We start from the raw sequence: 11643 nt of genomic DNA, 5'->3' as shown, positions 1-11643 counted from the left end.
CATGCACCGGCGGACAGGACACCTAAAACCTAACAATACATGACTAAATCAGGCACGTGTTGCCTGTAATCTGGGAACCTCAAGGGGGGCCAAATGGACCAGTTTATCCTGCAAATCCTGAACGGACTGGACAAGGGCAGCGCATACGCGTTGATTGCTCTTGGCTTGACGCTCATTTTTGGCACCTTGGGTGTCGTGAACTTCGCTCACGGGGCATTGTTCATGATGGGCGCGTTTTGCGCCGTGACCCTGAGCCGCCTGCTCACGCTGAGCCACACAATTGTGGACGAAACACGCACAGACTTCTTGGGCAACCCGCTCAAAGTTGAGGTGCCGTATCTGTACGACATCTTCGGAGAAAGCTTAGGCGCATCAATTATTGACTGGGCCGTTCCGCTCTCGATCCTGTTTGCGATCCCGATCATGATCGGCATTGGTGTGATCATGGAGCGTGGCTTGATTAAGCACTTTTACAACCGCCCCCACGCCGATCAGATCCTTGTGACGTTCGGTTTGGCGATCGTGGTACAAGAGATCATCAAATACTACTTTGGCGCGAACCAAATCCCGACACCCGCTCCCGAGGCGTTTATCGGCTCGTTTGATTTTGGTGCTGTTGTGGGTATCGAAGCCAATAAAATCATCTACCCCTACTGGCGCATTATCTACTTCCTCTTTGCGATGCTTGTGATTGCTGGCGTATTTGCCTTCTTGCAGTTCACAACATTCGGAATGGTCGTACGGGCTGGTATGGCTGACCGCGAGACTGTTGGGCTTTTGGGCATCAACATCGACCGCCGCTTTACCATCATGTTTGGTGTGGCCGCCGCCGTGGCAGGTCTTGCGGGTGTTATGTACACCCCGATCAACCCGCCGAACTACCACATGGGCATGGACTTCCTCGTGATCTCCTTCGTTGTGGTTGTTGTTGGCGGCATGGGCAGCTTGCCTGGCGCAGTCTTGGCTGGCTTCTTGCTCGGCATCCTAGAGAGCTTTGCCTCCCTGCAAGCCGTGATTGAGGCGGTGCCTGGTATCAACCAGATCATCATCTACCTCGTCGCCATTCTAATTCTATTGACACGTCCCCGTGGCCTTATGGGTCGCAAAGGCGTGATGGAGGACTGATCCTATGTTCGGACTAGCCAAAAAAGACGCTAACCTTTTGTTGATCGTTGCAGGCCTCGTTATGTTTGCTCCGTTCATCTTGAACCCCTTCCCCGGTGAAAGCGCGATGGCGCAATTCAACGCAGGCTACCCTGACCTGATGCAGCGCTTTGTGATCTTTGGCATCTTTGCCATTGGCTTCAACCTGCTGTTTGGTCTGACCGGATACCTGTCATTCGGTCACGCCGCCTTCTTGGGTGTGGGCAGCTACGCCGGTGTTTGGATGATGAAACTGCTGACGATCAATGTGATCCCAGCCATTCTGATCTCAACACTTGTTGCCGGTATCTTCTCAATCGCGATTGGCTACATCAGCTTGCGTCGCTCAGGTATCTACTTCTCAATCCTGACACTGGCGTTCGCTCAAATGTCCTTTGCTTTGGCAGCCTCGGTTTTGACCCCTATCACAGGTGGCGAAACGGGCCTTCAAACGGCGCTGAGCGATCCGCGTATCCTTGACGGTGCCTCTTCTGGCGGCAACATCCCCTCCCCTGCGATCTTCGGCATGCAAATGCGCGATAGTGCAGAACTGGTGTTGGGTGGTTGGACTTTCACGTTCAACGTTGGGTACTACTTGTGCGCCGTCGTTATGATCTTGGCGTTCTACACCGCGATCCGTATCTTCCGCTCGCCTTTCGGTCTGATGTTGCGTGCGATTAAATCGAACCAACAGCGCCTGAACTACACAGGCCTCAACACACGCCCTTACATGCTGGCATGCTTTGTCATCTCGGGCATGTATGCAGGTCTTGCTGGCGGTCTGATGGTTTCAATGGACCCCCTTGCAGGCGCAGAGCGTATGCAGTGGACTGCATCTGGTGAGGTTGTCTTGATGACCATCCTTGGCGGCGCAGGTACATTGATCGGCCCCGTTTTGGGCGCAGGTATGATCAAATACTTCGAGAACATCTTCTCCAAGATCAACGAAAGCGTTCTGCACCAGTGGTTTGCCTTCATGCCGGATGGCCTCGAAGATGTGATCGTTGCAATGCTCTACCCGTTCATCGGTAAAGGCTGGCACCTCACACTTGGTATCGTGTTCATGCTTGTCGTTATCTTCCTGCCAGGTGGCTTGGTTGAAGGCGGACAGCGCATCGGTGCAATGTTCAAACGCAAAGCGAAGGCCGATGACAAATCATCCGCCAACGTCGAACCCGCAGAATAAGGAGCCTGAATTATGGGTATTCTAGAAGTCAAAGGGGTCGGCAAACGTTTCGGCGGTCTGCAAGCCCTTGGTGATGTTAACCTCAGCGTTGCTGAGAACAGCGTCCACGCAATCATCGGACCAAACGGTGCGGGTAAATCCACCCTCCTGAACTGTCTGATTGGTAAACTGATCCCCGACACGGGCTCGGTTACTTTCGAAGGGCAATCGGTCTTGGGCCGCACGCCTTACGAAATCTGCCAGATGGGCATTAGCCGTGTGTTCCAAACACCTGAAATCTTTACAGATTTGAGCGTTATGGAAAACATGTTGATCCCCTGCTTTGCAAAGCGTGACGGTGCATTTGCGATGAACGCCATCGGTTCTGTGACATCACAGGCCGAAGTGCAGGACAAAGCGATGCAAATGCTTGAGGACATGAACCTGGCCGATAAACGTCACATGCTGACGGGCTCCATGTCGCGCGGTGATAAACGCCGCCTCGAGATTGCGATGTGTTTGTCACAAGATCCACGTCTGCTGCTGCTTGATGAGCCAACAGCCGGCATGGCGCGTGCAGATACAAACAACACAATCGACCTTCTCAAGCAGATCAAAGAAGAGCGCGACATCACAATCGCGATCATCGAACACGATATGCACGTCGTTTTCTCACTGGCAGAGCGGATCACCGTTTTGGCACAAGGCACACCGTTGGTCGAAGACACGCCCGAAAACATTAAGGGCCACCCGAAAGTACGCGAAGCCTACCTCGGCGAGAGCGTGGATTAAGGGAAGGATACAGAACAATGAATGTAAAACCCGACTTCAGCAAAAACGCCAACCAAGCCGCGACTGCACCAGCATTCCTTAGCGTTTGGGACATGCACGCCTACTACGGCGAAAGCTACATCGTGCAAGGCGTCAGCTTTAACGTCCACGAAGGTGAAATCCTCGCACTTTTGGGCCGCAACGGTGCTGGTAAAACATCGACCCTGCGCTCTATCGCGCGCATGGGTGACCCCGAAGTACGCAAGGGCGAGATTTGGCTCGACCACCAGCCGCTTCACCAAATGTCCAGCCACCAAGCTGCCGGTGCGGGTCTGGGCCTTGTGCCAGAAGACCGTCGCATCATCCCCGGCTTGACCGTTGAGGAAAACATCACACTGGCACAGATTGCACCGCCCATCGGTTGGTCGCACGAGCGCCTCTATGAGATGTTCCCGCGCCTTGGCGAGCGTCGTAAGCAAGAAGGCATTACCCTATCAGGTGGTGAGCAACAGATGCTCGCGATTGCTCGCGCACTTGCCCGCGACATCAAAGTGCTGCTGCTCGATGAGCCTTACGAAGGTCTTGCCCCCGTCATCGTCGACGAGATCGAAAAGACGCTGATGACCATCAAAGAGCAAGGCATCACAACTGTCATCGTTGAGCAAAACGCTGTGCGTGCGCTTGAGTTGGCTGACCGTGCGGTGATCCTTGATACTGGTGGCATCGTCTTTGACGGCACCGCTCAAGAGGTTCTGGAGAACGCCGAGCTGCGCTCTGAGTACCTCGCGATTTAAGTACCCCACCTTCATGTGCGCCGCCCTGCCCCATCACAAACTGATGTTTGGCGCGGCGCACATAGCACACTCGTTCTATTTATTCTGCACAGTCCCATATGGCGCTGTCGTAATCGCTCCCTTACCAATTGATTGAAGGAGGCTGACAAAATGTCTGACCTGAGCCCCTCACACGAATTTGCAAAAAACGCCCATATTGATGCGGAAGGCTATGCCAAGACATACGCCGCAAGCATCGCCGACCCCGCTGCGTTCTGGGGCAACGAAGGCAAACGCATCGATTGGATCAAGCCGTTCACCGAGGTCAAAGACGTCGATTACACATTAGGTCAGGTGAAAATTAATTGGTACGCAGATGGCACGCTGAACGTGGCCGCCAACTGCATCGACCGCCATCTTGCGACACGCGCCAATCAAACTGCGATCATCTGGGAGCCTGACAGCCCGACAGACGAAGCAAAGCACATCACCTACCAAGAGTTGCACGACAACACCTGCCGCATGGCGAATGTGCTTGCCGATCTTGGCGTCACCAAGGGTGACCGCGTTGTGCTGTACCTGCCGATGATCCCCGAAGCTGCCTACGCCATGTTGGCTTGTGCGCGGATGGGTGCGATCCACTCAATCGTGTTTGCTGGTTTCTCGCCTGATGCGCTGGCGTCACGGATCAACGGCTGCGAAGCAAAAGTTGTGATTACCGCTGATGAAGCCCCCCGGGGCGGACGCAACACCGCACTGAAATCCAACACCGACAAAGCACTTGAAAGCTGTGACGCAAGCGTGAAAAGCCTTGTGGTAAAGCGCACAGGTGGCGACGTCGCATGGACTGACCGCGACGTAGATTACAACGCCTTGGCCGCAAAAGCAGACACCACATTCGCTCCCGTTGAGATGGGCGCCGAAGATCCGCTGTTCATCCTATATACATCCGGTTCAACCGGTCAGCCGAAGGGCGTTGTGCACACCTCTGGCGGCTATCTTGTCTATGCGGCAATGACCCATCAATACACGTTCGATTACCACGACGGTGACGTCTATTGGTGCACCGCAGACGTGGGTTGGGTCACGGGCCACAGCTATATCGTCTACGGCCCCCTCGCTAATGGTGCGACCACAGTGATGTTTGAAGGTGTCCCAACCTATCCCGATGCCAGCCGTTTTTGGCAGGTTTGCGAAAAGCACAGCGTAAACCAATTCTACACAGCTCCGACCGCCATCCGCGCCTTGATGGGGCAAGGTAACGAGTTTGTGGAAAAATGCGATTTGTCAGCGCTCAAAGTTTTGGGCACGGTTGGTGAGCCGATCAACCCAGAGGCGTGGAATTGGTACAACGACGTTGTCGGCAAAGGTACCTGCCCCATCGTTGACACATGGTGGCAAACAGAAACGGGTGGTCACTTGATGACACCGATGCCTGGTGCAACAACCCTCAAGCCGGGCTCGGCGCAACAACCATTCTTCGGCATTGAGCCTGCAGTTCTGGACGCAACCTCTGGCGAGGAAATCCACGGTAACGACGTTGAAGGCGTTCTTGTCATCAAAGACAGCTGGCCGGGTCAAATGCGCACTGTTTGGGGCGACCATGAGCGTTTTGAGAAAACGTATTTCTCAGACTACAAAGGCTACTATTTCACAGGTGACGGGTGCCGCCGCGACGCAGACGGTGATTACTGGATCACTGGCCGTGTGGACGACGTGATCAACGTATCTGGCCACCGCATGGGGACGGCGGAAGTTGAAAGCGCATTGGTTGCGCATGCCAAAGTCGCCGAAAGCGCTGTTGTGGGCTACCCCCATGACATCAAAGGGCAAGGTATCTACGCCTATGTCACCCTGATGACCGGTGAAGAGCCATCAGACGCGCTGCGCAAAGAGCTTGAAACATGGGTGCGCTCAGAAATCGGGCCAATCGCCAAGCCGGACCTGATCCAATGGGCACCGGGTTTGCCGAAAACACGCTCGGGCAAAATCATGCGCCGTATTTTGCGCAAGATCGCCGAAGATGACTTTGCGACACTGGGCGACACCTCAACACTTGCGGACCCAAGTGTGGTGGACGATCTGATCGAAAATCGGATGAACCGAAAGGGCTAAGCCACTTTCGGCTCCCCTTCCCCGAAAACGTGATCAGCACCTGCATGTGAAAACAACATGCGGGTGCTTTCCCTTGGGAAAACCTTGGCCTATACACGAGCGGAATAAGTGGTAATAGCCCACGGGAAGATCAGAGGGATAATAAGATCATGGCGAAGAAACCCCACGAGACAGATGTTGAGTTTATTCAGGCACTTGCAGCTCTTTTGAATGAAAACGAACTGACTGAATTGCAGGTAAAACGCGACTACGGCGAAAACGACAGCCTAAACGTGCGTGTGAGCAAACAAACAAATGTGGTCCAAGCCGCAGCCCCTGCAGTGGCCGCCGTTGCAGCACCAGTTGCCGCAGCGCCAGCGCCCGCCGCAGCAGCGCCCGCAGCAACTGCTGCCAGTGAGGACCCATCAGATCACCCCGGCGCAGTGGCCTCACCCATGGTCGGCACAGCGTATCTGCAGGCCGAACCCGGTAGCCCCGCGTTTGTAAGCGTTGGCGCACAAGTCAACGAAGGCGACACCGTGTTGATCATCGAAGCAATGAAAACGATGAACCACATCCCCGCCCCGCGCTCAGGCACAGTGAAACGTATCTTGGTTGCTGATGGTGACGCAGTTGAGTTCGGCGCACCTTTGATGATCATCGAATAAGGCAGTCAGCATGTTCGATAAAATCCTCATTGCGAACCGCGGCGAGATTGCCCTTCGCGTCATCCGTGCTTGCCGCGAGATGGGCATCGGCAGCGTTGCAGTCCACTCAACAGCTGACAGTGACGCGATGCACGTACGCATGGCCGACGAAGCCATCTGTATCGGGCCGCCCTCATCTACTGACAGTTACCTGAACGTTGCCGCGATTGTTGCAGCTTGCGAAGTAACCGGCGCCCAAGCGATCCACCCCGGCTATGGCTTTTTGTCTGAGAACGCTAATTTCGTGCAGATTTTGCAGGATCACGGGATCACCTTTATTGGCCCCACAGCCGAGCACATCCGTGTCATGGGTGACAAGATCACAGCCAAAGACACAATGAAACGCCTTGGCGTGCCATGTGTTCCAGGCTCTGACGGTGGCGTGCCTGATCTTGAAACCGCGCTGCAAGTTGGTCGTGACATTGGCTATCCGGTAATCATCAAAGCAACTGCAGGTGGCGGCGGTAAAGGCATGAAAGTGGCCAATTCCGAAGAGGAAATGACTAACGCTTTCCGCACTGCGCGTTCTGAAGGCAAAGCAAACTTCGGCAACGATGAAGTCTATATTGAGAAATACCTCGATACACCGCGCCACATCGAAATTCAGGTGTTTGGCGACGGTAAGGGCAAAGCCGTTCACCTCGGGGAGCGCGACTGCTCACTGCAACGTCGCCACCAAAAGGTCTTTGAAGAGGCTCCCGGGCCCTCAATTGACGCCGAAACGCGCGCTAAGATTGGGGAAATCTGTGCAAATGCTGTGGCCGACATCAACTATATCGGCGCAGGCACAATCGAGTTTCTTTATGAGAATGGCGAATTTTACTTCATCGAGATGAACACCCGCCTTCAAGTGGAACACCCCGTTACTGAGGGCATCTTTGGCGTTGATCTGGTCCGCGAACAAATCCTTGTGGCGGCCGGTGAAGATATGACGTTTGGCCAAGACGATCTTGAGATCAACGGCCACTCCATCGAAGTTCGGATCAATGCAGAGCGCCTGCCAAACTTTGCGCCCTGCCCCGGCAAGATCACCCAGTATCACGCGCCCGGCGGCTTGGGGGTGCGTATGGATTCCGCCCTCTATGATGGCTATTCAATCCCGCCCTACTACGACAGCTTGATCGGCAAATTGATCGTTCATGGACGCGACCGCCCCGAAGCTTTAGCGCGTCTCAACCGTGCCTTGGGAGAGCTGATTGTTGACGGTGTCGATACAACTGTTCCGCTGTTTTACGCACTTCTGGCAGAGCAAGACATTCTGGATGGTAATTATGATATCCATTGGCTTGAACACTGGCTTGAAACAAACTTGCAGGGCTAAGCCCTTGAAAACATAATACATCGGGCCAGTTGAAAGACTGGCCCTTTCTTTTTGGGCCAAGCTGGCGCACGCTACGCAAGAAAGGCTCATGCCACATGCCAATGGAAAAACTCAGCTCCGATCTGGTGCTTCAAGCCTATCGCTCGGGTATTTTCCCGATGTCAGAAGGTCGTGAGGTCAATGAGGTCTTCTGGGTCGACCCACGTCAGCGCGGCATCTTCGAGCTGGACCGTTTTCACATCTCACGGTCACTGGCAAAAGCGATGCGCACCACACCGCACAGCGTCACCCTTAATCAGGCGTTTGAAGAAGTCGTTGATCAATGTGCAGCGCGAACCGAAACCTGGATCAACGCGCAGATCAAAGAGCTGTACCTCGAACTGCATAACCGCGGGGATGCCCACTCAATTGAGGTACGCGGCGAAAACAATAGCCTGATTGGCGGTGTTTACGGGGTGGCCATAGGAACTGCGTTTTTTGGCGAAAGCATGTTTTCGAACGCGACTAATGGATCAAAAATTGCACTCGCCTATTTGATCGATATGCTGCGGACCCAAGGGTTTAGCTTGTTTGATACTCAGTTTCTTACAGATCACCTCGCCAGCCTTGGTGCTGTAGAAATTCCACGGACGGAATATCATCGCCGTCTTGGGATGGCGCTCTCTCAAAGTGCTAATTTTGCGTTCACAGACGGGCGTGCGCCAAGCCCTCAGGATGTTTTACAACGCAATACCCAGACGTCATAGCGCGGGTGTTCTAGCGCATTCAGCGCCGGTGCAGATGCAATCATCCAACCGTCAAAGACGGGATCACTAGCGCCTTGCGCACGCACTGTAATCAGCGCGAAGGCATCGCCTGTCGGGTTTGACGTGGGGTACCGGCATTCGCGCAGCTGTACGCTAATCAAGCCTTTTTGAGCCGACTGACCTGATGCAAGGTCAAAGTCTGAAACAGTGCCGTTGGTTTTGTCGAGGACGCGTAGAGTACCGCCTGTTGCAGTGTCAGCAGATTGCGCGAAACTGGCAGACGCGGATAGAAATAGCGCAACAAAAGAACGCCAAACCACTGTCATTCAGTCGATCCACCGACAAAACGCAGCAGCAGTGTGATCAGGCTAACGGCACTTTGGGTGTCTTCAACCTCATCGCCGCTAGCAAAGTAGAACTCTGACCCACCGGGGGAAATGTTGACGAAGTTACCGCCAAGAAGGCCCTCAGATTCAATTGAGATTGCACTATCATCGGGGATTTCAACGCCATCTGCGATCGCCAGTTTCGTTTCAGCGCGGTAGGTGACAGGGTTCAAATCCATCGCCGTAACAGCGCCAATCTTGACGCCAGCCAACCGAACATCTGTCCCAACTGCGACACCATCGGCACTACGAAAGCTTGCTTGTAGCGTGAATTGGCCACCAGAGCTTGCTCCAAACCCTGTCAGGCCTGCTGCATAGATCAAAAAGGCAGTAGCTGCCGCCAGAACGACGCCACCAAGGGCAATTTCACCGCGGGAATACGTCATGCAAACACCTTTGCCTATTTACAGAAAAATCGGTCAGAACCCCGTGACTTACTCCGGCGTCCACGCCTCATAGTCGCTACGCGGTGCTGGGTCGCCTTTACGGATAGACCCTGCGGGCGCATAGGCAAGGGTTGTACCAGTTAGGTTCGGCAGGTGCTCTTTTTCCCATGGCTTGTGTGCCAGTGGTGCATCTGTGGGCGTTTCGTTCCACGTGTGGTGCAGCCAGCCATGCCAGTCCGGATCAACCCGCGAAGCATCTGCTTCGCCATTGAAAATCACCCAACGGCGCGCGGCGTCTTTGCTTTGATAAAACTGATTTCCTTGGGAATCTTGGCCGACCAAAGTGCCTTTGCGCCACGTCCATAGCTGTGTTCCGAGTGTTTGTCCGTCCCACCAAACGGCGGCCCGTTTCACGAAGTTCAAAATACCCATGGGTGCCCTCTTTGATCTGCTTGCCTTGCTATGCCGCATTTGTGCCCCAACGTCTAGGCAGATTACGTTTTGCATACGATCTGCGCAGTGCGGTTAGGCCAGCGCTGTAACTTCGATCTCAATCCGGAAGCGCGGATGCAAAAGCTTTGCTTCAATCACCGTGGCCGCAGGCGGATTATCACCGAACGCCTCAGAAAGCTGCGGCCAGCAGGCCTCAAACTCAGTGATGTCGGGCAAGTAATACGTAACGCGCACCGCTTTGGAGATGTCGGAGCCCGCCTCGGTCAACGCATTCTTGATGGTCCCAAGCGCTGAACCGCATTGGCTGACAACGTCATCACCTTGACCAACGGTACCGGCGACAAACGCGAATCCACCCGCAACAACCGCGCGGCAATAACCAATCTTGGCTTCAAATTCTCCTCCGGAGTGGATGCGCTTGATCATGCGGTAGCGTCTTCTTTAGCCTTTGTATCACCGTGGATCAGCAAGGGTTCTGCGTCAGAATTAACAGCTTCTTCATTGACCACCACCTCGGTGACGCTTTCCTGACCGGGCATGTCAAACATGGTATCAAGCAAGATGTCTTCGAGGATCGAGCGCAGGCCACGCGCACCAGTTTTACGCTCAATCGCGCGCTTGGAAATCGCGGACAACGCATCATCGGTGAAAGTCAGCTGAACATCTTCAAGCTCAAATAAGCGTTGGTATTGCTTCACCAGCGCGTTCTTAGGCTGGGTCAAGATCGTAACCAGAGCGTCTTCGTCCAAGTCTTCGAGCGTCGCAATAACAGGCAAGCGGCCAACAAACTCCGGGATCAGGCCGAATTTCAGCAGATCCTCAGGTTCGAGGTCTTTGAAGTACTCACCCACAGTCTTTTGGCTTTCGTCTTTGACGTCAGCCCCAAAGCCCATCGCAGATCCCTTGCCGCGCTGCGCAATGATCTTATCGAGGCCTGCAAACGCCCCGCCGCAAATGAACAGAATGTTGGTTGTGTCCACCTGCAAAAACTCTTGCTGTGGATGCTTGCGCCCACCTTGGGGGGGCACAGACGCAACTGTACCTTCCATGATCTTCAGCAGAGCCTGCTGCACGCCCTCGCCCGACACATCGCGGGTAATTGATGGATTGTCAGACTTACGTGTAATTTTATCAACTTCGTCGATGTAGACGATGCCGCGCTGTGCGCGCTCGACGTTATATTCAGACGCCTGCAGCAACTTCAAAATAATGTTTTCAACGTCTTCCCCAACATAACCGGCTTCGGTCAATGTGGTGGCGTCGGCCATGGTGAAGGGCACATCAAGAATGCGCGCAAGAGTTTGGGCAAGAAGTGTTTTTCCGCACCCCGTTGGCCCGATCAGCATGATGTTTGATTTCGCCAACTCGATGTCTGAGCCGTTGCCAGCATGGTTCAGTCGTTTGTAGTGGTTGTGAACCGCCACCGACAGCACGCGCTTTGCCTTGGCTTGGCCAATGACATAATCGTCCAACACGCCACAAATCTCGAGCGGCGTTGGCACGCCTTCGGATGACTTCAGACCGGTCGCTTTTGTCTCTTCACGGATGATATCCATGCACAATTCAACGCATTCATCACAAATGAATACCGTTGGACCCGCGATAAGTTTGCGCACCTCATGCTGCGATTTACCGCAAAAGCTGCAGTAAAGTGTGTTCTTTCCGTCGCCGCTTGCTTGGTTGGTCATAGTATCATCC

The 11643-nt window shown here is 54.2% G+C and carries 13 protein-coding genes; 8 read left to right on the top strand and 5 right to left on the bottom strand.

Annotated elements, in window-relative coordinates; translation table 11 throughout:
* Positions 1 to 93 precede the first annotated feature (93 nt).
* The 8 genes from OLX08_RS12010 (at position 94) to aat (ending at position 8720) form a co-directional block, all read left to right on the top strand.
* Positions 94 to 1125 (top strand): branched-chain amino acid ABC transporter permease, encoded by a 1032-nt coding sequence (locus tag OLX08_RS12010; RefSeq protein ID WP_048599974.1) that lies wholly within the window; start codon positions 94 to 96, stop codon positions 1123 to 1125.
* 4 nt (positions 1126 to 1129) lie between these two features.
* Positions 1130 to 2329, top strand: coding sequence for a branched-chain amino acid ABC transporter permease (locus OLX08_RS12005; protein ID WP_391481630.1), 1200 nt, complete (start codon positions 1130 to 1132; stop codon positions 2327 to 2329).
* 12 nt (positions 2330 to 2341) lie between these two features.
* Complete coding sequence (locus OLX08_RS12000) at positions 2342 to 3100, top strand: ABC transporter ATP-binding protein (RefSeq protein ID WP_391481629.1); 759 nt, start codon at positions 2342 to 2344, stop codon at positions 3098 to 3100.
* A gap of 17 nt (positions 3101 to 3117) precedes the next feature.
* The gene (locus OLX08_RS11995; protein ID WP_048599977.1) at positions 3118 to 3873 is read left to right on the top strand and encodes an ABC transporter ATP-binding protein; all 756 of its coding nucleotides are present in this window, start codon (positions 3118 to 3120) and stop codon (positions 3871 to 3873) included.
* 150 nt (positions 3874 to 4023) lie between these two features.
* On the top strand, positions 4024 to 5967 hold the full coding sequence (gene acs / locus OLX08_RS11990; RefSeq protein WP_391481628.1) for an acetate--CoA ligase: 1944 nt from the start codon (positions 4024 to 4026) through the stop codon (positions 5965 to 5967).
* 149 nt (positions 5968 to 6116) lie between these two features.
* Positions 6117 to 6614, top strand: coding sequence for an acetyl-CoA carboxylase biotin carboxyl carrier protein (accB, locus tag OLX08_RS11985; protein WP_341247295.1), 498 nt, complete (start codon positions 6117 to 6119; stop codon positions 6612 to 6614).
* Between the two features lie 10 nt (positions 6615 to 6624).
* Positions 6625 to 7974, top strand: coding sequence for an acetyl-CoA carboxylase biotin carboxylase subunit (accC, locus tag OLX08_RS11980; RefSeq protein ID WP_391481627.1), 1350 nt, complete (start codon positions 6625 to 6627; stop codon positions 7972 to 7974).
* Positions 7975 to 8075: 101 nt separating this feature from the next.
* A complete protein-coding gene (gene aat, locus OLX08_RS11975) occupies positions 8076 to 8720 on the top strand; it encodes a leucyl/phenylalanyl-tRNA--protein transferase (RefSeq protein WP_391481626.1) in 645 nt (214 codons plus the stop codon).
* On the opposite strand, the gene OLX08_RS11970 is transcribed toward aat, so the two are convergent.
* From OLX08_RS11970 to clpX, 5 genes are all read right to left on the bottom strand, one after another.
* On the bottom strand, positions 8684 to 9046 hold the full coding sequence (locus OLX08_RS11970; RefSeq protein WP_391481624.1) for a DUF2155 domain-containing protein: 363 nt from the start codon (positions 9044 to 9046) through the stop codon (positions 8684 to 8686). The two genes, aat and OLX08_RS11970, sit on opposite strands and share 37 nt — an antisense overlap.
* Positions 9043 to 9492: an outer membrane lipid asymmetry maintenance protein MlaD gene (gene mlaD / locus OLX08_RS11965; RefSeq protein WP_391481623.1), complete on the bottom strand. Its 450-nt coding sequence runs from the start codon at positions 9490 to 9492 to the stop codon at positions 9043 to 9045. The genes OLX08_RS11970 and mlaD overlap by 4 nt, the downstream gene beginning before the upstream one ends.
* Before the next feature lie 48 nt (positions 9493 to 9540).
* Positions 9541 to 9924, bottom strand: a complete 384-nt coding sequence (locus OLX08_RS11960; RefSeq protein ID WP_391481622.1) for an NADH:ubiquinone oxidoreductase subunit NDUFA12 — start codon at positions 9922 to 9924, stop codon at positions 9541 to 9543.
* Between the two features lie 93 nt (positions 9925 to 10017).
* Positions 10018 to 10371, bottom strand: a complete 354-nt coding sequence (locus OLX08_RS11955) for a Rid family hydrolase (protein ID WP_391481620.1) — start codon at positions 10369 to 10371, stop codon at positions 10018 to 10020.
* Positions 10368 to 11633, bottom strand: a complete 1266-nt coding sequence (gene clpX, locus OLX08_RS11950; RefSeq protein WP_048599985.1) for an ATP-dependent Clp protease ATP-binding subunit ClpX — start codon at positions 11631 to 11633, stop codon at positions 10368 to 10370. The genes OLX08_RS11955 and clpX overlap by 4 nt, the downstream gene beginning before the upstream one ends.
* Positions 11634 to 11643: the final 10 nt, after the last annotated feature.

Origin of the sequence: Nereida ignava (assembly GCF_047114695.1) — a bacterium.
Classification (GTDB): Bacteria; Pseudomonadota; Alphaproteobacteria; order Rhodobacterales; family Rhodobacteraceae; genus Nereida; species Nereida ignava.
The sequence above is the reverse complement of the archived record's forward strand: the minus strand, read 5'-3'. Positions and strand labels throughout refer to the sequence as shown.